The 23990-nt window shown below is 68.7% G+C and carries 20 protein-coding genes and 2 tRNA genes; 2 read left to right on the top strand and 20 right to left on the bottom strand.

From position 1 onward, the window contains the following. Nucleotides 1–77 precede the first annotated feature (77 nt). The 14 genes from ACH5AF_RS01780 to ACH5AF_RS01715 form a co-directional block, all read right to left on the bottom strand. Entirely contained in the window at nt 78–911 is an 834-nt protein-coding gene (locus ACH5AF_RS01780) for a helix-turn-helix domain-containing protein (RefSeq protein ID WP_398899305.1), read from the bottom strand. Next, nucleotides 908–1432, bottom strand: a complete 525-nt coding sequence (locus tag ACH5AF_RS01775; RefSeq protein ID WP_398899304.1) for a DUF6879 family protein — start codon at nt 1430–1432, stop codon at nt 908–910. The genes ACH5AF_RS01780 and ACH5AF_RS01775 overlap by 4 nt, the downstream gene beginning before the upstream one ends. After that, nucleotides 1416–1622: a hypothetical protein gene (locus ACH5AF_RS01770; protein ID WP_398899303.1), complete on the bottom strand. Its 207-nt coding sequence runs from the start codon at nt 1620–1622 to the stop codon at nt 1416–1418. The genes ACH5AF_RS01775 and ACH5AF_RS01770 overlap by 17 nt, the downstream gene beginning before the upstream one ends. A gap of 360 nt (nt 1623–1982) precedes the next feature. Further along, nucleotides 1983–3908, bottom strand: a complete 1926-nt coding sequence (locus ACH5AF_RS01765; RefSeq protein WP_398899302.1) for a TIGR03960 family B12-binding radical SAM protein — start codon at nt 3906–3908, stop codon at nt 1983–1985. 53 nt (nt 3909–3961) lie between these two features. Further along, nucleotides 3962–5479, bottom strand: a complete 1518-nt coding sequence (locus ACH5AF_RS01760; RefSeq protein ID WP_398899301.1) for a CHAD domain-containing protein — start codon at nt 5477–5479, stop codon at nt 3962–3964. A 225-nt stretch (nt 5480–5704) separates the two neighbouring features. After that, on the bottom strand, nt 5705–6904 hold the full coding sequence (rodA, locus tag ACH5AF_RS01755) for a rod shape-determining protein RodA (protein ID WP_398899300.1): 1200 nt from the start codon (nt 6902–6904) through the stop codon (nt 5705–5707). Nucleotide 6905: 1 nt separating this feature from the next. Further along, a complete protein-coding gene (gene mrdA / locus ACH5AF_RS01750) occupies nt 6906–9071 on the bottom strand; it encodes a penicillin-binding protein 2 (protein WP_398899299.1) in 2166 nt (721 codons plus the stop codon). Between the two features lie 16 nt (nt 9072–9087). Further along, nucleotides 9088–9759, bottom strand: coding sequence for a rod shape-determining protein MreD (gene mreD, locus ACH5AF_RS01745; protein WP_398899298.1), 672 nt, complete (start codon nt 9757–9759; stop codon nt 9088–9090). 17 nt (nt 9760–9776) lie between these two features. After that, nucleotides 9777–10844, bottom strand: a complete 1068-nt coding sequence (gene mreC / locus ACH5AF_RS01740) for a rod shape-determining protein MreC (protein WP_398899297.1) — start codon at nt 10842–10844, stop codon at nt 9777–9779. A gap of 151 nt (nt 10845–10995) precedes the next feature. Next, nucleotides 10996–12015, bottom strand: coding sequence for a rod shape-determining protein (locus tag ACH5AF_RS01735; RefSeq protein WP_398899766.1), 1020 nt, complete (start codon nt 12013–12015; stop codon nt 10996–10998). Between the two features lie 255 nt (nt 12016–12270). Further along, nucleotides 12271–12684 carry a nucleoside-diphosphate kinase gene (ndk, locus tag ACH5AF_RS01730; protein ID WP_398899296.1) on the bottom strand — a complete coding sequence of 138 codons (414 nt, stop codon included), beginning with the start codon at nt 12682–12684 and terminating at the stop codon, nt 12271–12273. A 94-nt stretch (nt 12685–12778) separates the two neighbouring features. Continuing rightward, nucleotides 12779–13132, bottom strand: coding sequence for a DUF4233 domain-containing protein (locus ACH5AF_RS01725; RefSeq protein WP_398899295.1), 354 nt, complete (start codon nt 13130–13132; stop codon nt 12779–12781). Nucleotides 13133–13138: 6 nt separating this feature from the next. Next, complete coding sequence (locus ACH5AF_RS01720) at nt 13139–14653, bottom strand: bifunctional folylpolyglutamate synthase/dihydrofolate synthase (RefSeq protein WP_398899294.1); 1515 nt, start codon at nt 14651–14653, stop codon at nt 13139–13141. Nucleotides 14654–14737: 84 nt separating this feature from the next. Further along, complete coding sequence (locus ACH5AF_RS01715) at nt 14738–17359, bottom strand: valine--tRNA ligase (RefSeq protein ID WP_398899293.1); 2622 nt, start codon at nt 17357–17359, stop codon at nt 14738–14740. Between the two features lie 137 nt (nt 17360–17496). Between ACH5AF_RS01715 and ACH5AF_RS01710 the strand changes: the two genes are divergently transcribed. Further along, a complete protein-coding gene (locus tag ACH5AF_RS01710; RefSeq protein WP_398899292.1) occupies nt 17497–18450 on the top strand; it encodes a hypothetical protein in 954 nt (317 codons plus the stop codon). 71 nt (nt 18451–18521) lie between these two features. Here the strand turns inward: ACH5AF_RS01710 and clpX are convergent, their stop codons facing one another. The 5 genes from clpX to ACH5AF_RS01685 form a co-directional block, all read right to left on the bottom strand. After that, nucleotides 18522–19811: an ATP-dependent Clp protease ATP-binding subunit ClpX gene (gene clpX / locus ACH5AF_RS01705; RefSeq protein ID WP_177150824.1), complete on the bottom strand. Its 1290-nt coding sequence runs from the start codon at nt 19809–19811 to the stop codon at nt 18522–18524. Nucleotides 19812–19957: 146 nt separating this feature from the next. Next, nucleotides 19958–20641 (bottom strand): ATP-dependent Clp protease proteolytic subunit, encoded by a 684-nt coding sequence (locus ACH5AF_RS01700; protein WP_398899291.1) that lies wholly within the window; start codon nt 20639–20641, stop codon nt 19958–19960. Between the two features lie 41 nt (nt 20642–20682). Further along, nucleotides 20683–21288: an ATP-dependent Clp protease proteolytic subunit gene (locus ACH5AF_RS01695; protein ID WP_398899765.1), complete on the bottom strand. Its 606-nt coding sequence runs from the start codon at nt 21286–21288 to the stop codon at nt 20683–20685. Between the two features lie 259 nt (nt 21289–21547). Next, a complete protein-coding gene (gene tig / locus ACH5AF_RS01690) occupies nt 21548–22936 on the bottom strand; it encodes a trigger factor (protein WP_398899290.1) in 1389 nt (462 codons plus the stop codon). Between the two features lie 146 nt (nt 22937–23082). Beyond that, nucleotides 23083–23159, bottom strand: a tRNA-Pro gene (locus tag ACH5AF_RS01685). 152 nt (nt 23160–23311) lie between these two features. Between ACH5AF_RS01685 and ACH5AF_RS01680 the strand changes: the two genes are divergently transcribed. Beyond that, nucleotides 23312–23385 (top strand) — tRNA-Gly (locus ACH5AF_RS01680). Between the two features lie 146 nt (nt 23386–23531). Here the strand turns inward: ACH5AF_RS01680 and ACH5AF_RS01675 are convergent. Next, nucleotides 23532–23726 carry a hypothetical protein gene (locus ACH5AF_RS01675; RefSeq protein ID WP_398899289.1) on the bottom strand — a complete coding sequence of 65 codons (195 nt, stop codon included), beginning with the start codon at nt 23724–23726 and terminating at the stop codon, nt 23532–23534. Nucleotides 23727–23990: the final 264 nt, after the last annotated feature.

The following is a 23990-nucleotide window of genomic DNA, read 5'->3' as shown; positions in this document are numbered from 1 at the left end:
CCCGACTGTTCGCCTGCCGAAGGATGATCCCCCGGGGTGCGCACGGAATGGCGCTTCAGTCACGTAGTCGACTGAAGTCATGCACGGCAAGCGGCGGACCACTCGGCGAGCCGTGCCCGGAGGTCTGTGCCGAAGAGGGCGTGTTCCTCGTACCCGGCGAACTCCTTCAGGTACGCCTGAACGTCCCGGCCGTCGCGGAGTACGAGACTTCCCGCCGTCGTCTCGATGGTGACCAACGCGGTGTCGTAGATGGTGAACGTACTCAGCGGGGTTCGGGGCGTCGGTGCACCCACAGGGATCACCCCGATCTGAAGGGTGGGGAGGTAGGACAGGGACGCCAGCCGGTCCATCTGCTCGGCCAGTGCCAGTGGGGAGACGACCGGCCAGCGAACCGCCTGCTCAGTCAGAACGAACGTGAACCGCTTCGAGGTGTCGTAGAGGACGGCTTGCCGTCCTAGCTTCCCCGCGACGGCCTTGCTCGTGTCGGCCGTCGAGTGAACCAGGCTCGCCCGTACGTACTCCGGTGTTGCGAGCAGGCCGGTAACCATCGAGAGCAGGAAGTACCGCATCTGCGTGGAGGACGCTTCGAGCGACTTCAGCTCGGCCTGTCTCGTACCGAGCCCCTTGCGCCGAAGCTCTCGGATGTTCCGCCACTCAGTGTTCGCCATCCTGGCGAGGGCGGAGACCTCGGCGACCAGTTCCGGTGGAGCGTCCAGCGCTCGCAAGATCTGCTCGACATCGACCAGGGACGGCCGTGTCCTGCCGTTCTCGATGCGAGACACCTTCGACTGGGACATGTTGCAGCGTGCTGCGAGCCGGTCCCCTGAGAGGCCGGCTCGTTTGCGCAAGTCCCGAAGCAGAGAGGCAAGTTCGGTACCCGACTCGCCAAGCTGCTCAGCTTCGAACGTCACTCCGTCACGCGCTCCGCGTACTCCAGGAAGGGAACCGACTCGGCAACGGCGATGCGCTGCCACTCGATGAAAGGTGCAGGGTCGCCCTCGTACAGCTCCCGGCTGATCTGCGTGCCGTCGCCCTCGTAGTGCATCAGGACGACCGTCGAGCGGTCGAACATCCAGAAGTCCCCGATTTCCGGCAAGGGGTTCTCTCGCTCGGTCACGTCAAGGATGCGGATTTCCTCCCCGGCGAGCGCGTGCGGGGCGTAGTACCGCGAGAACTCGAAGCGCAGGTACTCGGAGAGCGGTCGAGTCAGGACGTGCACTCGCCCCTTGCTCTTGCCCTCGCCGCGCAATCGCTTCAGGTCTTCCGTGTACGCGGACGAGTAGGCGTGCGGGTCGACGCGCTTGCCCGCCCGGAAGGCTTCAAGCTCTTCCGCCTCCTGCGGTACGAGGTACTGGGGCAGGGCCTCCAGCCGCCACGCCTCCGACCGGAAGCCCCGGAGCATCGCCCGCCACTCGTCACCAGCCAAGAGCACGAACGGCCTCCCGAAGAACATTCTCGGGGATCTCCACGAGCCCTTCGCCCTGCGGGGGCGTGAAGACGTCGGACACGTCGCCCTGAACCACGATGGAGCCGGAAGCGGTGCGGTAGACGTTCGGGCAGTCGTCCTCTCCGCACGTGCCGTTGCCGTTGCCGGTGAGCCGAGTCAGTTCTTCGCGTGCCATGCGGAACCCCCTTGACTTGTCGGCCCGGTCAGGCCGCCTGAGACGACCGTACGGGGGGCGCTCGCGGCCGTCCATGCACGAACGTGACTCATGCACGTTGTCGCATAAACAGGGCCCCAGGAACGCCGAGAGGCGCCCGGACAGGATCGTCCGAACGCCTCTCTACGCCCTACACCCACTCGACCGCCGAGACGATGCCCGAGTCCTGCCGAGGGGCGGGAAGTGGCGTGCACCGCTTAGGGCGGGGAGCCTGCTCGCGCTCCTTCACGCCGAGCCCTCGAAAGGCTTCAGCGCGGTCCGCCTCGGGTACGTCGGCAAGCGCCTCAGCCATCCGCCGGATGGCATCGCCGCAGGTCACTGCTACTTCTTGACCGTGAGCGGGAGCAGCTTCTTGCCGGTGGGGCCGATTTGTATAGCCGTATCCATCTGAGGGCACACACCGCAGTCGAAGCACGGCGTCCAGCGGCAGTCCTCGACCTCGGTCTCGTCCAGCGAGTCCTGCCAGTCCTCCCAGAGCCAGTCCTTGTCCAGACCGGAGTCCAGGTGGTCCCAGGGCAGGACTTCCTCGTAGGTGCGCTCTCGGGTCGTGTACCAGTCGACGTCGACGCCGAAGTCCGGCAGCGTCTTCTCGGCGCAGGCCATCCAGCGGTCGTACGAGAAGTGCTCGCGCCAGCCGTCGAAGCGGCCGCCGTCCTCGTACACGGCGCGGATGACGGCGCCGACACGGCGGTCACCGCGCGAGAGCAGGCCCTCCACGATGCCCGGCTTGCCGTCGTGGTAGCGGAAGCCGATCGAGCGGCCGTACTTCTTGTCGCCGCGGATCTTGTCGCGCAGCTTCTCCAGCCGGGCGTCGGTCTCCTCGGCGGACAGCTGCGGCGCCCACTGGAAGGGGGTGTGCGGCTTGGGCACGAAGCCGCCGATCGACACCGTGCAGCGGATGTCGTTGGACCTCGAGACCTCGCGGCCCTTGGCGATGACGTTGGCCGCCATGTCGGCGATCTGGAGCACGTCGTCGTCGGTCTCGGTCGGCAGGCCGCACATGAAGTAGAGCTTCACCTGACGCCAGCCGTTGCCGTACGCGGTGGCGACGGTCCGGATCAGATCCTCTTCCGAGACCATCTTGTTGATGACCTTGCGCATGCGCTCGGAGCCGCCCTCTGGGGCGAAGGTCAGACCGGACCGACGGCCGTTGCGCGTCAGCTCGTTGGCCAGGTCGACGTTGAACGCGTCGACGCGGGTGGAGGGGAGGGACAGGCCGATCTTGTCCTCCTCGTACCGGTCGGCGAGGCCCTTGGCGATGTCGCCGATCTCGCTGTGGTCCGCGGAGGAGAGGGACAGCAGGCCGACCTCCTCGAAGCCCGTCGCCTTGAGTCCCTTGTCCACCATCTCGCCGATGCCGGTGATGCTTCGCTCCCGCACGGGGCGCGTGATCATGCCGGCCTGGCAGAAGCGGCAGCCGCGGGTGCAGCCGCGGAAGATCTCGACGGACATCCGCTCGTGGACGGTCTCCGCGAGCGGGACCAGCGGCTGCTTGGGGTAGGGCCACTCGTCGAGGTCCATGACGGTGTGCTTGGACACCCGCCACGGGACACCCGACTTGTTGGGCACGACGCGGCCGATGCGGCCGTCCGGCAGGTACTCGACGTCGTAGAACGCGGGGATGTAGACGGAGCCCGTCCTCGCGAGGCGGAAGAGGACCTCCTCGCGCCCGCCCGGGCGGCCCTCCGCCTTCCAGGCACGGATGATCTCGGTCATCTCCAGGACGGCCTGCTCGCCGTCACCGATGATCGCGGCGTCGATGAAGTCTGCGATCGGTTCGGGGTTGAAGGCGGCGTGGCCTCCGGCGAGTACGATCGGGTCGTCGATCGTCCGGTCCCTGGACTCCAGCGGGATGCCCGCGAGATCGAGGGCCGTGAGCATGTTGGTGTAGCCGAGCTCGGTGGAGAAGCTCAGCCCGAAGACGTCGAAGGCCTTGACCGGGCGGTGACTGTCCACGGTGAACTGCGGGACCTGGTGCTCGCGCATCAGCTCCTCGAGGTCCGGCCACACGCTGTAGGTGCGCTCGGCGAGCACGCCCTCGCGTTCGTTCAGTACCTCGTAGAGGATCATGACGCCCTGGTTGGGCAGTCCGACCTCGTACGCGTCGGGGTACATGAGCGCCCAGCGGACATCGCAGGCGTCCCAGTCCTTGACGGTGGAGTTGAGCTCTCCGCCGACGTACTGGATCGGCTTCTGGACATGCGGGAGAAGCGCTTCCAGGCGTGGGAAGACCGACTCGACAGGCATCGTGGTGTCTCTCGTGAGCGGACAGGGGGTGACCATCAAGCGTACCCCGGTGCTCAGCCGGTCAGAGCCGCCCGCAGTCCGGGGGCCGTCGCCCGCTCCCACACCTGCGGCAGCTCGGCCTCGCACTCCGCGGCGCGGGCGGATTCCTGGCCGTACAAAAGGCCCCAGGTGAACGAGGACTCGCCCGCGGCGTCCGCCCGGATCGCCAGGTCACGCAGCGCGTCTCGGGCGACGACGCTGTCCTGGTGCTCACCGAGGACCTTCTGCACGGCCTTCATCCGCTTGGCGAACTGCCGCGCCGGACGGCCGAGCGCCTGCGTCGCGGCCTCCGCCGCGTAACGGGTGCGCTTGGCGGCCTTGCGGGCGTCGTGCAGGGCCACGTCCCGCTCCCCGCCGGCGGGCAGGGCGAGGGCGTGCTCGACGCGGCGGGACAGCCGGTCGTACTCCTTCAGCACCGCGTCCGGCAGCGCGGCGTCGGCCGCCTTGCCGGCGGCCTTGAGCAACGGCGGTTCTTCGAGCAGGGCGTCGAGTGCGGAGAGCAGGTCCAGGTAGCGGGTGCTGTCGAGGGCGGCCACCGCGGTCCCGCGGGCATCGCTCCCGCGGGCGACCGCCCAAGCCTTCAGTCGTGCGGCGACCGGCCCGAGCAGCAGGGTGTCGGGGAGCGCGTCGACGCGGGAGCGGAGCCGTTCGGCGAGGACCTCCTGGTCGCGCGCGACGCCGAGCTCCCCGGCGAGCCATGTGAGCTCGTCGGTCACGGGCCGGGTGACCTCACGGTCGAGGATCTTCCGGTACGTGCGCAGGGCGCTGCGCAGCCGCCGGGTGGCGACGCGCATCCGGTGCACCGCGTCGGGCAGGTCCCTGCGGACGCCGGGGTCGTAGGAGACGAGCGCGTCAACCTGTTCGCGGAGGTAGCCGAGGATGTGGTCGCCCGCGGTGCGCGGGGGCGGTGCCACGGGCCGGGACGCCGGGGCGGTGCCGGTCTCGGCGAGGGCCCGGGCGAGCTTGGACGGTGTGGTGGCCTTGTGCAGTCCCGCCTTGCGGAGTTTCTTGTCGACGGCGTCGAGGAGGGCGGGGTCGCCGCCGTCGGCGAGCTCGACCTCGATCTCGCCCCAGCGGGCGGTGCGCCCGCCGTCCGCCGGCCGCTCGGCGTGCACCTCGTCCCTGCTGACCTCGGCGAGGAGTGCGCCGTCGGCGTCGAGCAGGTGGCGTACGGTGCGGACCGAGCGCAGGCGGACGACGGGGGCGAGGTCGGCGTCGCGTGTGTACACGCGTACGAGCGCCCCCAGTTCGCCGGGGATGTCGTCGGACAGCGGGGCGCTGATCTCGTCGCGGACTTCGGGGGCCACGGGCAGTTTGAGGTGCCAGCCCGCGTCGGCGCCCCCGGTCCTGCGGCGCAGGGTGACGGAGGCGGCCGCGAGCCGCAGGTCATCGGTGTCGTAGTAGACGGCGTCCAGCTCGTCGACACCCCGGTCCCGGACGTCGGCGACCTGGGACACCCGTGTCAGGTCCGGCAGCCGGGCGTCGGGGCCGGCGTCGTACTTCCGCTCGATCTCGCGCTTGGTGTCCGCCATGAACCGAATCTAGTCGCCCGCGCGCCGCGGCGGCAGTGCGCCGCCGGGCCGTCGCCCGCCGGCCGTTGCCGGCGACCCGCCGGGAGCGGGGAAGGGGCTCCGGCCCTCCCCCGACCCCCGCGTGCCGGGGCGGACGCGCCATCGCAACGCCCCGCCGTACCCGGGACGTGTGCCCGGGTGCTGCCCTCCCCCACAGCCCGTGGGGCATGGGGTGCTCCCCTCCGGCTATGCGCTTATCGGGCGCTGGACCCGGATCGACTGGAGCAGGCCCACCGCGATCCACACCGCGAACATGGACGTGCCTCCGTACGACACGAACGGCAGCGGCAGACCGGCCACCGGCATGATGCCCATCGCCATGCCGATGTTCTCGAAGGACTGGAAGGCGAACCAGGCGATGATCCCGGCCGCGACGATCGTGCCGTACAGCTCGGTCGTCTCCCGGGCGATGCGGCAGGCCCGCCACAGCACGACGCCGAGCAGCGCGAGGATCAGCCCCGCGCCGAGGAAGCCCAGTTCCTCGCCTGCGACGGTGAAGATGAAGTCGGTCTGCTGCTCGGGCACGAACTGGCCCGTGGTCTGGTGGCCGTTGAAGAGCCCCGCGCCGTACAGCCCGCCGGAGCCGATCGCGATCCGCGCCTGGTTGGTGTTGTAGCCGACACCGGCGGGGTCGAGCTCGGGGTTGGCGAAGGCGGCGAAGCGGTTGATCTGGTACTCGTCGAGCAGCCCGAGCGCGGCCACCAGGACGGCGCCCGCCGCGCCCGTGCCGATGAGGCCGAGGATCCACCGGTTGGAGGCGCCCGAGGCGAGCAGCACACCGAGCACGATCACGACCATGACCATCACCGAGCCGAGGTCGGGCATCAGCATGGTGATCGCCATGGGCAGCACGGCGAACCCGAGCGACTTGGCGACCGTGCGGTGGTCGGGATGGAGCTGGTCGCCCGCGTCGACCCGGGCGGCGAGCATCATCGCCATCATCAGGATGATCGTGATCTTCACGAACTCGGACGGCTGGAGCGACAGCCCGCCGATGACGAGCCAGGCGTGGGCACCGTTGATCGTGGCGCCGAGCGGCGTGAGCACCAGCAGGACGAGCACCACCGAGAGCCCGTACAGCATCGGCACCGCACCGCGGAGCATCCGGTGGCCCAGCCAGATCGTGCCCACCATGAGGGCGAAGCCGATGCCGATGTTGAGGCTGTGCCGGACGAGGAAGTGGTACGGGTCGCCCTGGTTGAGTTCGGTGCGTCCTCGGGTGGCCGACCACACGAGCAGGGTGCCGATGACCGACAACGCGATCGCCGAGGACATCAGCGGCCAGTCGAGCCTGCGCGCGATCGAGTCGCGGGCGCTGAGCCGGTTCCACAGACCGTCGCGCCCCGGGCCGTAGCCGGAGACGGAGAAGCCGCCTGGGCCTGTCATGTCAGTCCCTCCGTGCGGGCGACCCCGCGAGCACTGGTTCGGGGTCCTTCGGCTTCGGAGGAACGTAGGGCCTGATCTCCGGGGCGTCGATCGAGCCGTCCGGGAGGATCTTGGGCAGGCCCTTCTGCGGCTGGGGAAGCAGGGCCCTCTTCAGGTCCTGGTTGCCCTCCTTGTCCAGGCCGTACATCGCGTCGTAGATGTTGCGCACCGCGGGACCCGACGCGCCGGAGCCCGTACCACCCTGGGAGATCGTCATGACGATCGTGTAGTCGTCGGTGTAGGTCGCGAACCACGAGGTGGTCTGCTTGCCGTAGACCTGGGCGGTGCCGGTCTTGGCCCGCATCGGGATCTTGTCCTGCGGCCAGCCGCCGAACCGCCAGGCGGCGGTGCCACCGGGCTCGACGACGGAGCGCAGGCCCTTGTCGAGGTCGTTGATGGTCTCGGCGTCGACCGGCAGCCTGCCGTGGGCGTCGGGCTTGATCTCCTCGATCCTCTTGCCGTCGGGGCTGATCACGGCCTTGCCGATGGTGGGGTTGTACAGGGTGCCGCCGTTGCTGATGGCGGCGTAGGCGGTGGCCAGCTGGATGGGCGTGATGAGAACGTCGCCCTGGCCGATGGCGAAGTTGATGCTGTCGAAGGCCTTCAGCTGGTTGCCTTCGAGGCAGCTCTCGTAGGCGATCTGTTCGACGTACGTGCCGCCCTTCTTGCCCTGCTTGCACCAGGAGTCCTTGTTGGCCTCCCAGAACTTCTTCTTCCACTGGCGGTCGGGGATGCGGCCGATGACCTCGTTCGGCAGGTCGACGCCGGTCTCGGCGCCGAATCCGAAGTCATGGGCGGTCCGGTAGAACCAGTCGTGGGCGTTCTTCTTCGGCTTTATGCCGCCGTCGCGCTGCCACTCCTGGTGGCCGAGACGGTAGAAGACGGTGTTGCAGGAGAACTTGAGGGCGTCGCCGAGCGAGATGGGCCCGTGCCCCTTGGACTCGAAGTTCGCGAAGCTCCGGTTGCCCATGCTGTAGGAGCTGCTGCAGTTGTAACGGCCGTCGAAGGGGTAGCCGGCCCGCACGGCCGCGCTCGCCGACACCACCTTGAAGACGGAGCCGGCGGGTGCCTGGCCCTGGATGGCCCGGTTGAGCAGCGGGTAGTTGGAGCCCTTGCCGGTGAGCTTGGCGTAGTCCTTGGCGGAGATGCCGCCGACCCAGGCGTTGGGGTCGTAGTCGGGCTGGGAGGCCATCGCGACGACGCGGCCGGTCCTGGACTCCATGACGACGACGGCGCCCGCGTCGGCCTCGTACCTGCGGCCGGTGATCTTGTCGGTCTCGTGCCGGACGGTCTTCATCGCCTGGTGGAGCTCGTGCTCGGCGACGGCCTGGACCCGGGCGTCGATGCTCGTGACGACGTTGGAGCCGGGCACGCCCGGGTCGGCCTCGGTCTGGCCCATGACCCGGCCGAGCTTGTCGACCTCGTACGACGTGACGCCTGCCTTGCCGCGCAACTGCTTGTCGTAGGTGCGCTCCAGGCCCGAGCGGCCGACCTGGTCGGAGCGCAGATGCGGCGAGTCGGTGTCCTTGGCCTGCTGGATCTCCTCGTCGGTCACCGGGGAGAGGTAGCCGAGCACCTGCGCGGTGCGCGCCTTGCCCGGTGCGGGGTAGCGGCGTACGGCGGTGGGTTCGGCGGTGATGCCGGGGAAGTCCTCGGAACTCTCCCGGATCTGCAGCGCCTGCTGCGTGGTGGCCTCGTCGGTGACCGGGATCGGCTGGTACGGGGAACCGTTCCAGCAGGGCTGCGGCGTCTTGGAGTCGCACAGCCTGACCTTGTCCATGACCTCCTTCGGCTTCATGCCGAGGACGCCCGCCAGTCGGGTGAGGACGGCCTTCCCGTCGTCCTTCATCTTCATCAGCTCGGTGCGGGACGCGGAGACCACCAGGCGGGTCTCGTTGTCGGCGAGCGGGATGCCGCGGGCGTCGAGGATCGAGCCGCGTACGGCGGGTGAGACGACGCGCTGCACGTGGTTGCCGCTTGCCTCGTCGGCGTACTCGTCGCCGTTGCGGATCTGGAGGTACCAGAGCCGGCCGCCGAGAGTGAGCAGGAGGGAGAAGACGAGTACCTGGATGATGACGAGCCGGACCTGGACCCGGGGGGTCCGCCCCGTCTCCGGAATGTTGCTCACGCTGCTGCCCCCTCGGTCACAGTCGCTTGACTCCCTTGATGCGTCCGGCCCGTGTGGCCCGCGTCCTGGCCGCCTTGATCTTCAGCCCGCTGCGCTGGGCGCCGATCCGCAGACCGGTGCCGGAGGACAGCCAGCCGGAGGCGACGTCCTGGACGTTGCCGCTCTGGCTCTCGGCGAGCGGGTCGCTGTCGCTGCGTCTGGCCAGCCACATGATCAGCGGCACGGTGAAGGGCGCGAGGATCAGGTCGTAGACGGCGGCGGTGAACAGCAGGCTGCCGAGGCCGACATGGCGGGCGGCGGTGTCGCCGACGAGGGCACCCACTCCCGCGTACAGCAGGGTGGCGCCGACGGCGGCGGCGACGACCACGAGCATGGGACCGGTGGCGGAGCGCAACTGCTGCCCGTTGTCGGGCCGGACGAGGCCGGCGAGATAGCCGATGACGCACAGGACGAGCGCGTAGCGGCCGGCCGCGTGGTCGGCGGGCGGCGCTATGTCGGCGAGGAGGCCGGCGCCGAAGCCGACGAAGGCGCCCGCGACGTGGCCGTAGACCATGGCGAGTCCGAGGACGGTCAGCAGCATCAGGTCGGGAACCGCGCCGGGCAACTGGAGGCGGGCGAGAATGGTGACCTGGATGACGAGGGCGACCACGACCAGGGTCGTGGAGAGCAGCATCCGGTTGAAGCGCATGAACGGATCAGCTCCCACTACTCGTCGTTCTGGACATCGGCCGCGTTGTCACCCGGTGGATCAGGTGCGGCGTCCTGGGCGGCCTGTCCGTCGTCCTGCGTCTGCGGGTCCGGTGCCTGGCCGTCCTGCGGGGTGTCGGCGTCGCCCTGGACCTGCCCGTCGCCGTCGTCGGACGCACCGGGTGTGACGGTCACCGTCACGGTGGGCGTCGGCTTGGGCCTGGCGGGCTTCGGCGGCAGGACCATGTCGCGCGGGTCGCTGCTCGGTGCCTGGACGACGACGCCGACGATGTCGAGCCTGCTGAAGGCGGCGTACGGGCGGACGTAGACGTTCCGGGTGAGGTCGCCGCCCGCGGGATCGACGCGGATGACCTCACCGACCGGGACCCCCGGTACGAACGGCTTGTTGGCCTGTGAGCCGAAGGTGACCAGCCGGTCGCCCTTCTTGACCTTGGACTTGCCGTTGAGGAGCTGGACGAGGAGCGGCCGGTCGCCCTGGCCGGTCGCGAAGCCCAGCTCGCTGGTCTTCTCCATACGGGTGCCGACCGTGAAGTCGGGGTCGCTGGCGAGCAGGACCGTGGAGGTGCTGGGTCCGACGGTGGTGACGCGGCCGACGAGTCCGTCGCTGTTGATGACGGTCATGTCACGCCTGATGCCGTCGTTCGCGCCGATGTCGATGGTGACCGTCCAGGAGAAGCCCTGGGCCGCTCCTATGGCGATGACCTCGGCGCCCTTGATGCCGTACTGTCCGGCCGCCGCGGTCCGGATCAGGCCGTCGAGCTCGCGCAGCCGGCTGCGGTTGCGGTCGTCGCTGCCGAGCCGCTGTTTGAGCTCGGCGTTCTCGCGCTCCAGTTCGCTGATGCGGTCGTGCCGCTCGCCGGAGTCCCGTACGGCGCCGATGGCGTTGCCGATCGGGTCGACGGCCGCCGCGACACCGCTCTCGACAGGGCCGAAGACCGTGGCCGCGGCCTGGCGGGCTCCGTCGACCGGCGAGTCCTCACCGCCGCGGATGTCCACCGTGATCAAGGCGAACGCGATGGCGATCAGCAGCACCAGGAGCAGCCGGCTCTCTCGTGTGTCCCTCACGTGCGGCGGCCGTGCCTTCCTCGTTGGAATCGTGGTGTCGGTGGAACAACGGTCCCGCCCTTGAGGCGGAGGGGGGGGAAGGACCCCGCCCGGGGCCCCGCAGGCCCCGAACGGCGGACGGCGGCCCAGCTGCTGCCGGGCCGTCACCAGGCTAACGACGCGGCTGGGCGTCCAGTACCTGCTGGAGCGCCTCGAACTCCTCGACACACTTGCCGGATCCGAGCGCCACCGAGTCCAGCGGGTCCTCCGCGATATGGATCGGCATGCCCGTCTCGCGGCGCAGCCGCTCGTCGAGGCCGCGCAGCAGTGCACCACCGCCGGTGAGGACGATGCCGCGGTCCATGACGTCGCCGGACAGCTCCGGCGGGCACTTGTCGAGTGTCGTCTTGACGGCGTCGACGATCGCGTTGACCGGCTCCTCGATGGCCTTGCGGACCTCCGCGGCGGAGATGACCACGGTCTTGGGCAGACCGGAGACGAGGTCACGCCCGCGGATCTCGGTGTGCTCCTCCTCGTCCATCTCGTACGCGGAACCGATGGTGATCTTGATGCTCTCGGCGGTCCGCTCACCGAGCAGGAGCGAGTACTCCTTCTTGATGTGCTGGATGATCGCGTTGTCGAGCTCGTCGCCGGCGACGCGGATGGACTGTGCCGTGACGATTCCGCCGAGGGAGATCACGGCGACCTCGGTGGTGCCGCCGCCGATGTCGACGACCATGTTGCCGGTGGCCTCGTGGACGGGGAGGCCGGACCCGATGGCCGCGGCCATCGGCTCCTCGATGATGTGCACCTGACGGGCGCCTGCCTGCGTCGACGCCTCGATGACCGCACGACGCTCGACACCTGTGATTCCGGAGGGGACACAGACGACGACGCGCGGCCGGGCGAGGTACCGGCGCTTGTGGATCTTCAGGATGAAGTAGCGGAGCATCCGCTCGGTGATCTCGAAGTCGGCGATGACGCCGTCCTTCAGCGGCCGGACGGCAACGATGTTGCCCGGCGTCCGGCCGATCATCTTCTTCGCCTCGGCGCCGACCGCGAGAATGCCGCCCGTGTTGGTGTTGATCGCGACGACGGACGGCTCGTTGAGAACGATCCCCCGGCCTCTGACGTACACCAGCGTGTTGGCGGTCCCGAGGTCGACAGCCATGTCACGGCCGATGAACGACATGTTGTTCCCCATGAGGATGCGTCTGGCCTTCCCAAATCGAGCGTTTGATGGCTTTTCAGGATGGCGAGGTGGGTGGTGTGGCGTGGAGGCTTACATCGTAGTGCCGTCCCCACGGACACGGCGCGCTGGTCCACCTCTGATTAGGTGACGATGTGTCGCAACGATGCGTTCCCGCAATGCTCCGGCCTATGCCAAGGGGCGACCGAAATTCCTTCGGTCGCCCCAGGTCATGAGCGCTGTTCGGCTGACGTCTTGTCAGGAAAGACCCGGAAAGAAAATCTTCAGCTCTCGAATGGCGGACTCCTCCGAGTCCGAGGCGTGGATGAGATTCTCCCGGACGATGGTGCCGAAGTCACCACGAATGGAGCCCGGAGCCGCCGCGATCGGGTCGGTGGGACCCGCCAGCTGGCGTACGCCCTCGATGACGCGCTCGCCCTCGACCACGAGGGCGACGACGGGGCCGGAGGACATGAAGGCGACCAGCGGCTCGTAGAACGGCTTGCCCTTGTGCTCTCCGTAGTGCTGCTCCAGGGTCTCCTGGTCCAGCGTGCGCAGCTCCAGCGCGGTGATGCTCCAGCCGGCCTTGGCCTCGATACGGCCGATGATCTCGCCGATCAGGCCGCGTCGTACGGCGTCGGGCTTGAGCAGGACGAGCGTGCGCTGGCTCACGGTACGGGCTCCTTCATGTGCGGGTTTCAGTGCCTGCCGCGTCCCATCCGGCCGGCAGGCACTGATGAGGCTACAGGGCGGACGACGCCGCCGATTACGCAGCGTCAGGTCCTGCCGATGCCTGAGCCGCCCACTTGGCCTTCGCCTCGTCGATCCTGCGGCCGTAGAACACCGACGCCCACCACAGAGCGGCGAACAGCGCGCCGAGGAAGAACATGGCCGGCACGACGAACCCGCTCGCGATCAGGGCGATCTGGAGCGCCCAGCCGAGCTGGATCCCCCCCGGCCGCGTGATCATGCCGCACAGCAGCAGCGAGAGCAGCATCGCCACCCCGCAGACCGTCCACACCACGGCCAGCGAGGCGCCGTCCGACTTCATGGCCACGAGACCGGCGAAGCCGATCACGAAGAACTCGCCGATCAGCGTGGATGCACAGAGCGTACGCATCGGATGTCAGCCCCTCCCCAGCAGCAGCCGGGCCTCGCCGACCGTGATCACGGAGCCGGTCACCAGGACGCCCGCGCCCGAGAACTCCGACTCCTCCTCCGCCAGGGTGATCGCCGCCTCCAGCGCGTCGTCCAGGCGCGGCTCGACGACCACCCTCTCGTCACCCAAGACCTCCACGGCGATCGCCGCGAGCTCGTCCGCGTCCATTGCGCGGTGGCTGGAGTTCTGCGTGACGACGATCTCGGCGAAGATCGGCTCGAACGCCTCCAGCAGACCGCGCACGTCCTTGTCGTCGCTCGTGCCGACCACGCCGATGAGGCGGGAGAAGCCGAACGACTCCGTGATGCCGTCGGCCGTCGCCCGTGCGCCCGACGGGTTGTGCGCGGCGTCCAGCACGACCGTGGGGCTGCGGCGCACGACCTCCAGACGGCCGGGCGAGGCGACCGCGGCGAACGCCTTCCTGATCGTCTCCGGGTCCAGCACACGCGCCTGCTCGGCGCCCACACCGAAGAACGCCTCGACCGCCGCGAGCGCGACCGCGGCGTTGTGCGCCTGGTGGGCTCCGTACAGCGGGAGGAAGATCTGCTCGTACTCGCCGCCGAGTCCGCGCAGCGTCAGCAGCTGGCCGCCGACCGCGATCTCACGCGAGACCACACCGAACTCCATGCCCTCCCGGGCCACCGTGGCATCGAGCTCCACGGCCTTCTTCAGCATCACCTGGGCGGCGTCCACCGGCTGCTGCGCCAGGATGACCGTCGCGCCCTGCTTGATGATCCCGGCCTTCTCCCCGGCGATCTCGCCGGGGGTGGAGCCGAGCCGGTCGGTGTGGTCCAGGTCGATCGGGGTGACCACGGCGACCGAGCCGTCGATCACGTTCGTCGCGTCCCAGCTGCCGCCCATGCCGACCTCGACGACGGCGACGTCCACCGGGGCGTCGGCGAACGCGGCGTACGCCATGCCGGTGAGCACTTCGAAGAAGGAGAGCCGGTACTCCTGGGCGGCGTCGACCATGTCCAGGTACGGCTTGATGTCGTTGTACGTCTCGATGAAGCGCTCGGCCTCGATGGGCGCGCCGTCCAGGCTGATCCGCTCGGTGATCGACTGGACGTGGGGCGAGGTGTAACGCCCGGTGCGCAGGTCGAAGGCGCCGAGCAGCGCCTCGATCATGCGGGCCGTGGACGTCTTGCCGTTCGTCCCCGTGATGTGGATCGAGGGGTACGCGCGCTGGGGCTCGCCCAGCACGTCCATCAGGGCGGAGATCCGGGAGACCGAGGGCTCCAGCTTGGTCTCGCCCCAGCGCGTCGCCAGGTCGGCCTCGACCTTGCGCAGCGCCCTGTCCACCTCCGGGTCCGCCGGCCGGGCGGGCACGGCATCGGTCTGCGGCGTCCCGGCCTGCGCGCGCAGGGTGCGGCTGCCGGCCTCGATCACCGCCAGGTCGGGGTCACGGTCTCGCCCCGCGGTAGCGGATGGTGTCTCGTCGGCATCGACGATCTCGTCGAACGGGTCGGGGTGCTCACTCACGGGATCCAGTCTACGGAGCGGCACCGACAGGAACGGGCGAGGCCCCGGGGGCGTCCCCCGGGGCCTCGCCCGTCACGGCGTCGCTCAACCCTGCGGCAGGTTCGCCAGCTGGGCCGTGATGCGGGCGATGTCGTCGTCCGCGGTGGCGAGCCGCCCCCGGATCTTGTCGACCACATGGTCCGGCGCCTTCGCGAGGAACGCCTCATTGCCGAGCTTGGCCGTCGCCTGGGCCTTCTCCTTCTCGGCCGCGGCCAGGTCCTTCGTCAGACGCTTGCGCTCGGCCTCGACGTCGATCGTGCCCGACAGGTCCAGCGCGACCGTGGCACCGGCGACCGGCAGGGAGGCGGTGGCGTGGAAGCCCTCGCCCTCCGGCTGGAGACGCAGCAGCTGCCGGATCGCCGCCTCGTGCGGAGCGAGCGCGGTGCCGTCCAGGGTGAGCCGCGCCGGGACCTTCTGCCCGGGCTGCAGGCCCTGGTCGCTGCGGAAGCGGCGGACCTCGGTGACGACCCGCTGCACGAGCTCGATCTCCCGCTCGGCGGGCTCGTCGCGGAAGCCGCTGTCGCTCGGCCAGTCGGCGACGACGAGCGACTCTCCGCCGGTCAGCGTCGTCCACAGGGTGTCCGTGACGAAGGGGACGACCGGGTGCAGCAGGCGCAGCATCACGTCCAGGACCTCACCGAGGACCCGGCCGGAGACCCTGGCCTGCTCGCCACCTTCGAAGAAGGTGGTCTTCGACAGCTCGACGTACCAGTCGAAGACCTCGTCCCAGGCGAAGTGGAACAGGGACTCGGAGAGCTTCGCGAACTGGTAGTCCTCGTAGTAGGCGTCGACCTCGGCGACCGTGGTGTTCAGCCGCGACAGGATCCATCGGTCCGTGGAGGACATCTGCTCAGGGGCGGGCAGCGGGCCCTCCACCGTGGCGCCGTTCATCAGAGCGAAGCGGGTCGCGTTCCAGATCTTGTTGGCGAAGTTGCGCGAGCCCTGGACCCAGTCCTCGCCGATCGGGACGTCGACACCGGGGTTGGCGCCGCGCGCGAGCGTGAACCGCAGCGCGTCGGAGCCGTACTTGTCCATCCAGTCCAGCGGATTGACCGCGTTGCCGAAGGACTTCGACATCTTCTTGCCGAACTGGTCGCGGACCATGCCGTGCAGGGCGATGGTGTGGAACGGCGGGGTGCCGTCCATCGCGTACAGACCGAACATCATCATCCGGGCGACCCAGAAGAAGAGGATGTCGTAGCCGGTGACCAGGACGGAGTTCGGGTAGAACTTCGCGAGGCTCTCGGTCTGTTCCGGCCAGCCCAGGGTCGAGAAGGGCCACAGGCCGGAGGAGAACCAGGTGTCGAGGACGTCGGTGTCCTGGGTCCAGCCGTCGCCGCTCGGGGGCTGCTCGTCGGGTCCGATGCAGACGGTCTCGCCGTTCGGCCCGTACCAGACGGGGATGCGGTGCCCCCACCACAACTGGCGTGAGATGCACCAGTCGTGGAGGTTGTCGACCCAGTCGAAGTACCGCTTCTCCATCTCCTGCGGGTGGATCTTGACCCGGCCGTCACGGACCGCGTCGCCTGCGGGCTTCGCGAGCGGACCGACCTTGACCCACCACTGCATGGACAGGCGGGGCTCGATGGTGGTCTTGCAGCGCGAGCAGTGGCCGACGGAGTGGAGGTACGGCCGCTTCTCGGCGACGATCCGGCCCTCCGCGCGCAGCGCGCCGACGATCGCCGACCGGGCCTCGAGCCGGTCCAGGCCCTGGAAGGGCCCGTGCGCCGTGATGACGGCGTGCTCGTCCATGACGGCGACACTCGGCAGGTTGTGCCGCTGACCGATCTCGAAGTCGTTCGGGTCGTGTGCCGGCGTCACCTTGACGGCGCCGGTACCGAACTCCGGGTCGACGTGCTCGTCCGCGACGACCGGGATCGTACGGTCGGTCAGCGGCAGCTTGATCTGCTTGCCGACCAGGTGCTTGTAGCGCTCGTCGTCGGGATGGACGGCGACGGCGGTGTCACCGAGCATCGTCTCGGCGCGCGTGGTCGCGACGACGATGGTGTCGTCGCCGTCGCCGTACTTCATGGAGACGAGCTCGCCGTCGTCGTCCTGGTACTCCACCTCGATGTCGGAGATGGCCGTCAGACAACGCGGGCACCAGTTGATGATGCGCTCGGCGCGGTAGATCAGCTCGTCGTCGTAGAGCTTCTTGAAGATGGTCTGGACGGCCTGGGACAGGCCTTCGTCCATGGTGAAGCGCTCACGCGACCAGGCGACACCGTCGCCGAGGCGACGCATCTGCCCGGAGATCTGGCCACCGGACTCGCCCTTCCACTGCCAGACGCGCTCGACGAACGCCTCACGGCCGAGGTCGTGGCGGGACTTGCCCTCCTTGGCCAGTTCCCGCTCGACCACGTTCTGCGTGGCGATGCCGGCGTGGTCCATGCCAGGCTGCCACAGGGTCTCGTAACCCTGCATGCGCTTGCGGCGGGTGAGGGCGTCGATGAGCGTGTGCTCGAAGGCGTGGCCGAGGTGGAGGCTGCCGGTGACGTTCGGCGGCGGGATGACGACCGTGAACGGCGGCTTCTCGCTCTTGGCGTCCGCCTCGAAGTACCCGCGTTCTACCCAGCGCTCGTACAGCGCCCCTTCTACCTCGGCCGGCGCGTACTGGGTCGGCAGTTCGGGGGTGCTGGCTGGCTGATGCTGAGTGTTCTCGGTCACGGGGTCAGTTTAGGGGTGTCACGGGGCGGTCCTGAAACGCGATTGTTCCGTAACGGTGTGCCCCCCGCCGCCCCGGGGGGTCGGCGCTTGCGACAGGATGTTCGGAACACATAAACATCACGAGGGGAACACCCGTAATGAGCTACAACCAGCCGGGGCCGTACGGCGGCCAGCCGCAGCAGCCGGGGCCGTACGGCCAGCAGCCGCCGGCCCCGCAGCCCGGTTACGGGTATCCGCAGCAGGCTCCGCAGGGCGTTCCGCCGCAGGGCTACGGCTACCCGCAGCAGCAGCCCGGCCAGCCGGGCCAGTGGGGCCAGCCCCAGCAGCCGGGCCCGTACGGCCAGCAGCCCCAGTACGGCCAGCAGCCTCAGTACGGCGCGGGCCCGGGCGCCTACCCGCCGCCGCCGGCTGCGGGCGGCGGCGGCAAGAAGACCGGCCTGATCATAGGCGCGGTGGCGGTTGTGGCGGCGCTGGGTGTGGGTGCGTACTTCGTCTTCGGCGGGGGCGGGAGCGACGTCGCCGACGACGGCCCGCACAAACTGACGACGCCGGACACCGTGCTCACCGAGTACAAGAAGTCGCCCAACAGCGGCGGCGGCGACAGCGACGACTTCCTCAAGGACGCAGAGAAGAACGGCGTCAAGAACGCGAAGCAGGTCGAGGCCAGCTACCAGGTGAAGGACGAGAACAACCCGCTGGCCGGGAAGCTGCTCCAGTTCGGCGGTCTCTACGGCGAGATCGAGGACCCGGAGAAGGTCGTCGACCGCGTGTTCGCAAGCATCGAGGCTGAGTCCAAGAAGGACAAGGACGACGAGGCCGAACTCGTGGGCGAACCGCAGGTCTTCACGCCCGCCGAGGCCGAGGGCGCCGTGGTGAAGTGCCAGCAGATCAAGTCCAAGCCCGACGCCGACGCGCCGAGCGCCGGCCCCAAGGAGTTCAGGATGTCGGTGTGCGTGTGGGGCGACCACAGCACCCTCGGCTTCGTGATCCCGATGGATATGGCGAGCCTCATGTCCGGCAAGGGCACGTCGCCTGAGGACGCTGCCTCCATCACCGCGAAGTTCCGCAAGGAAGTCCGCGTCAAGCTCTGACGAACGTGGAAGGGGCGCCGGGCAGTCCAACTGCCCGGCGCCCCTTCCACGTTCGCGCGCGCTCCGCGCGCCTACGCCGACTTCTCGTGGCGCCCGTTGCCCTCGTCCTTCACGATCCTCGGCACCAGCGTCGGGTTCACGTTGTTGTGGACCACGTCCTCCGTGATCACCACGCGGGCCACGTCCTTGCGGGACGGGACCTCGTACATCACCGACATCAGGACCTCTTCCATGATGGCGCGCAGGCCGCGCGCGCCCGTGCCGCGCAGGATCGCCTGGTCGGCGATGGCCTCCAGGGCCGGGAGGTCGAAGTCCAGTTCCACACCGTCGAGTTCGAACAGGCGCTGGTACTGCTTGACCAGCGCGTTGCGCGGCTCGACCAGGATCTTCAGCAGCGCCTCGCGGTCCAGGTTGTGGACCGAGGTGATGACGGGGAGGCGGCCGATGAACTCCGGGATCATGCCGAACTTGACCAGGTCCTCCGGCATGACCTCCTGGAACTGGTCGCTCGCCTCGATCTCCCTCTTGGAGCGGATCGTGGCGCCGAATCCGATGCCCTTCGCTCCCGCGCGGGACTCGATGATCTTCTCCAGGCCGGCGAACGCGCCGCCCACGATGAACAGTACGTTCGTCGTGTCGATCTGGATGAATTCCTGGTGGGGGTGCTTCCGGCCGCCCTGCGGCGGGACGGAGGCCGTCGTGCCCTCGAGGATCTTGAGGAGGGCCTGCTGGACGCCCTCACCCGAGACGTCCCGGGTGATCGACGGGTTTTCGCTCTTACGGGCGACCTTGTCGATCTCGTCGATGTAGATGATCCCGGTCTCGGCCTTTTTGACGTCGTAGTCGGCCGCCTGGATCAGCTTGAGGAGGATGTTCTCGACGTCCTCGCCGACGTAACCCGCCTCCGTCAGCGCGGTCGCGTCGGCGATCGCGAACGGCACGTTGAGCATACGGGCCAGCGTCTGGGCGAGCAGTGTCTTGCCGGAGCCGGTGGGCCCGAGCAGCAGGATGTTGGACTTGGCGAGTTCGATCGCGTCGTCCCGGCCCTGCGCGCCGCCGTTCTCGCCGGCCTGGACGCGCTTGTAGTGGTTGTACACCGCGACGGAGAGCGCCTTCTTGGCCGGCTCCTGGCCGACGACGTAGCTCTCCAGGAACTCGTAGATCTCGCGCGGCTTGGGAAGCTCCTCCCAGCGCACCTCACTCGTCTCGGCGAGCTCCTCTTCGATGATCTCGTTGCAGAGGTCGATGCACTCGTCGCAGATGTACACCCCGGGGCCTGCGATGAGCTTCTTCACCTGCTTCTGGCTCTTTCCGCAGAACGAGCACTTGAGCAGGTCGCCGCCATCACCGATGCGTGCCACGAGGTGCTTCCCCTTCGCCTGGGAGCGGCTTGGTTCAGCCGGCTCCTGGTGCCTCATATCCGACGGTACCTTGCCTGGCCCCTCGTTCGGGCCCCCCTTGGTGCGGTTCACATTGTCGTGTACCGCACCAAGGTGCGCCGGATCCGTCAGGCGGCCGCTGCGGCCGTGGTCTTACGGGTCGAGACGATCTGGTCGACAAGGCCGTACGCGAGCGCGTCCTCGGCGGTCAGGATCTTGTCGCGCTCGATGTCGTCGCGGACCTTCTCGATCGGCGTGGTGGAGTGCTTGGCGAGCATCTCCTCCAGCTGCACGCGCATGCGCAGGATCTCGTTGGCCGCGATCTCCAGGTCGGAGAGCTGCTCCCGTCCGGTCTGCGAGGACGGCTGGTGGATCAGCACGCGCGCGTGCGGCAGGGCCATCCGCTTGCCGGGGGTGCCGGCGGCCAGCAGCACGGCCGCGGCGGACGCCGCCTGGCCCATGCAGACCGTCTGGATGTCCGGCTTCACGAACTGCATCGTGTCGTAGATGGCGGTCAGCGCGGTGAAGGAGCCACCGGGGCTGTTGATGTAGATCGAGATGTCGCGGTCCGGGTCCATCGACTCCAGGCACAGCAGCTGCGCCATCACGTCGTTCGCCGAGGCGTCGTCGATCTGCACGCCGAGGAAGATCACGCGCTCCTCGAAGAGCTTGGCGTACGGGTCGTACTCGCGCACGCCCTGCGAGGTGCGCTCGACGAAGCGCGGGACGACGTAGCGGTTGTCCACCGCGGGGCCCGTGTAGAGGCCGCTGGCGGAGACGCCGGGGAAGTTGCTCATATGGGTGTTCACCATCCTGGTGGCGTTCTGCGGGCTGGGGGTGAGGGCGGTACGGCTCAGGCGCCGGTGCCGCCGCCGCCCGGGACACCCGATGCGGCGGAGATGATCTCGTCGATGAGGCCGTAGTCCTTGGCCTCCTCCGCGGTGAACCAGCGGTCGCGGTCACCGTCGCGGATGATCGTCTCCACGGTCTGCCCGGAGTGCTGTGCGGTGATCTCCGCCATGCGCCTCTTGGTGCGGAGCAGGTACTCGGCCTGGATCTTGATGTCCGAGGCGGTACCGCCCAGTCCGGCGGAACCCTGGTGCATGAGGATGTCGGTGTTCGGCAGGGTGAAGCGCTTGCCGGCGGCACCGCCCGTCAGCAGGAACTGGCCCATGGAGGCCGCCATGCCCATGCCGATGGTCACCACGTCGTTCGGGATGTACTGCATGGTGTCGTAGACCGCCATGCCGGCCGTCACCGAGCCACCGGGGCTGTTGATGTAGAGGTAGATGTCCTTGTCGGGGTCGGCGGCCAGGAGCAGCATCTGCGCCGTGATCTTGTTGGCGATGTCGTCGTCGACCTGCTGGCCGAGGAAGATGATGCGCTCGCCGAGCAGCCGGCTGTAGACCTGGTCGCCGAGGCCACCACCGATGGACGGCTCGCCGGCGGCGTAAGGCATCAGATTCGTCACGTGTCCACCTGCTCGTCTCTGACGGCTTCGGCCGTCTCAGCGTCTTCGTACCGGGGGCGGGGACTCCCCTGCCCTCGTATTCATGGACCCTAACGCGCAGGTCGGACATAGCCATCCCGGTTCCCGAACTGTTCGCTCGGAGCGCAAGGTAGTTGGGCCCCGGCGGTGTGCCCGGTCCGGCCGTCTACGCCGACGGGCCCCGGCCGCCCTGCGGCGTCCGGAGCCCGTCCATGAAGGGGCGCGAGGCTCAGGCCTCGGACTTCTCCGCGGCCTCGTCACCCTCGACGACGGCCTCGACCGTCTCGGCGGCGGCCTCGGTCTCGTCCTCGTCCTCGAGGTCGACGACCTCACCGTTGGTGTCGGTGACCGTGGCGGCCTCGACGACGACGGCCAGCGCCTTGCCGCGGGCGACCTCGCCGACGAGCATCGGCACCTGGCCGCCCTCGACGACGGCCTGGGCGAACTGGTCGGGGCTCATGCCGGAGGACGCCGCACGCCGCATGAGGTGCTCGGTGAGCTCCTCCTGGTTGACGTTGAGCTTCTCCCGGTTGACCAGCTCGTCCAGGACGAACTGGGTCTTGATGCCCTTGACCGCCTGCTCCTTGGTCTCGGCGTCGAACTCCTCGGCGGTCTTGCCCTGGATCTCCAGGTACTTGTCGAGGGTCAGGCCCATCTGACCGAGCTGGTGGTGCTCGAGGTTGTGCTTGCGGGTGTTGACCTCGTCCTCGAGCAGCTTCTCGGGGACCGGGACCTCGACCAGCTCGAGCAGCTTCTCCAGGACGCGCTCCTGGGCCTGCGTGGCCTGGTCGTACTGCTTCATGTTCTCGAGGCGCTTGCGGCTGTCGGCCTTCAGCTCCTCGAGGGTGTCGAACTCGCTCGCCATCTGGGCGAAGTCGTCGTCGAGCTCGGGGAGCTCACGGGCGGCGACGGCGGTGACCTTGACGGTGACCTCGGCGTCCTTGCCCTCGGCGGAGCCGCCCTTCAGCTGCGAGGTGAAGGTGGCCTCGCCGCCGGCCTCCAGGCCGGTGACGGCCTCGTCGATACCGTCGAGGAGCTCGCCGGAACCGATGGTGTACGAAACGCCGTTCGCGACACCGTCGGGCAGGACCTCGCCGTCGACCTTGGCCTCGAGGTCGATCGTGACGACGTCGCCCTCGGCGGCGGCGCGCTCGACGGGGTTCGTGGAGGCGAAGCGCTCGCGCAGCTGCTCCACGGACTTCTCGATGTCCTCGTCGGTGACCTCGACGGCGTCGACGGTGACCTCGATGCCGGAGTAGTCCGGGATCTCGATGGTCGGGCGGACGTCCACCTCGGCGGTGAAGTTCAGCGTCTCGCCGTCCTTCAGCTCCGTGATGTCGACCTCGGGCTGGCCGAGCGGGTTGATCTCGGCCTCGTTGACCGCCTCGGTGTAGAACTTCGGGAGGGCGTCGTTGACGGCCTCCTCCAGCACCGCACCGCGGCCGAACCGCTGGTCGATGACCCTGGCCGGGATCTTGCCCTTGCGGAAGCCCTTGACCGTGACCTGCTGGTTGATCTTCTTGTACGCCGCGTCGAGGCTGGCCTTGAGCTCCTCGAAGGGCACCTCGACAGTGAGCCGAACCCGGGTCGGGTTCAGGGTCTCCACGGCGCTCTTCACGGTTCGGTCTCCTTGGTGGCTGACTTCTTGGGTTCGCTGACGCTGCGATTCAGCGGTTCAGCGCATCGGGCCCGGTACATCAGACACACGGGCACGCAGCTTGCATAGTAACGGCAAGCAGGAGGAGCCTCACAACGTGATCTTGCTGGTCGGGGTGGCCGGATTCGAACCGACGACCTTCCGCTCCCAAAGCGGACGCGCTACCAAGCTGCGCCACACCCCGTCGGTGCGAACCGTAGGGTACATGCCCCGGGGCTGTGGACCGGCCCCTTTACGGACGTCTTCAGGGGGGCGCGGAACAATGTGTGCACCCGGCGGCACGGACCCGCTACGATGCTCTTCGTGCCGCGCGGTCGTGACCTGCGGCGCATGCGTGCGGGCGTAGCTCAATGGTAGAGCCCTAGTCTTCCAAACTAGCTACGCGGGTTCGATTCCCGTCGCCCGCTCCACATGGCTCAGGGCCAGGTCGGAGGTTCATCCTCCAGCCTGGCCCTGACGCGTTTTTCGCATCCGGTGCGATCGGCGCACTGCGGGCCCTGCCCGGTGGATTCCACCGGGCAGGGCCCGCAGTCGTCGCGCGCCCGGGGCCGGGCGCTCAGAACCTGATCTGGTTGATCGTCTCCGCTATCGAGTTCATGAATCTCTCGATCGACGGGGCCATGCCCGTCGATGCGAGAAAGAACCCGAACAGCGCCGCCACAATGGCCGGCCCCGGCTTGATGGAACCACTGCGGATCAGCACCACGAGGACGATCGCCAACAGCAGCACCACAGACAGTGAAATGGCCACAACTGATCACACCCTCGGTCGGTCCGCCTTGCCGGCCTGGGGACGTGCGGCCCAGCACACCCCCGCCTGCACCATCGTGCCACCAACCTCCCTGCCCTTGCTGCCGGGTGACGAATCGTCGATGTCAAGATCACGCCAAGCCGGAGTCGGCCGCGCAGTCGCCGCACGGCGGCGCCGGCCGGCCGATGGGCCGGCGGAGTGAAATAGGAGAAGGAATACGACGTGATCGTTTCGATGCCCCCACATGTTGGTCACACGAAATTC

It is taken from the genome of Streptomyces sp. NPDC018833 (assembly GCF_044390825.1).
Taxonomy (GTDB): domain Bacteria; phylum Actinomycetota; class Actinomycetes; order Streptomycetales; family Streptomycetaceae; genus Streptomyces.
The sequence above is the reverse complement of the archived record's forward strand: the minus strand, read 5'-3'. Positions and strand labels throughout refer to the sequence as shown.

Bases quoted from the DNA above. Each gene is read 5' to 3' on its own strand.
- ACH5AF_RS01770 (WP_398899303.1), bottom strand. From the start codon at position 1,622: ATGGCACGCGAAGAACTGACTCGGCTCACCGGCAACGGCAACGGCACG.
- ACH5AF_RS01765 (WP_398899302.1), bottom strand. From the start codon at position 3,908: ATGCCTGTCGAGTCGGTCTTCCCACGCCTGGAAGCGCTTCTCCCGCAT.
- ACH5AF_RS01760 (WP_398899301.1), bottom strand. From the start codon at position 5,479: ATGGCGGACACCAAGCGCGAGATCGAGCGGAAGTACGACGCCGGCCCC.
- rodA (WP_398899300.1), bottom strand. From the start codon at position 6,904: ATGACAGGCCCAGGCGGCTTCTCCGTCTCCGGCTACGGCCCGGGGCGC.
- mreD (WP_398899298.1), bottom strand. From the start codon at position 9,759: ATGCGCTTCAACCGGATGCTGCTCTCCACGACCCTGGTCGTGGTCGCC.
- ACH5AF_RS01735 (WP_398899766.1), bottom strand. From the start codon at position 12,015: ATGTCGTTCATCGGCCGTGACATGGCTGTCGACCTCGGGACCGCCAAC.
- ACH5AF_RS01725 (WP_398899295.1), bottom strand. From the start codon at position 13,132: ATGCGTACGCTCTGTGCATCCACGCTGATCGGCGAGTTCTTCGTGATC.
- ACH5AF_RS01710 (WP_398899292.1), top strand. From the start codon at position 17,497: ATGAGCTACAACCAGCCGGGGCCGTACGGCGGCCAGCCGCAGCAGCCG.
- ACH5AF_RS01700 (WP_398899291.1), bottom strand. From the start codon at position 20,641: ATGGTGAACACCCATATGAGCAACTTCCCCGGCGTCTCCGCCAGCGGC.
- ACH5AF_RS01695 (WP_398899765.1), bottom strand. From the start codon at position 21,288: ATGCCTTACGCCGCCGGCGAGCCGTCCATCGGTGGTGGCCTCGGCGAC.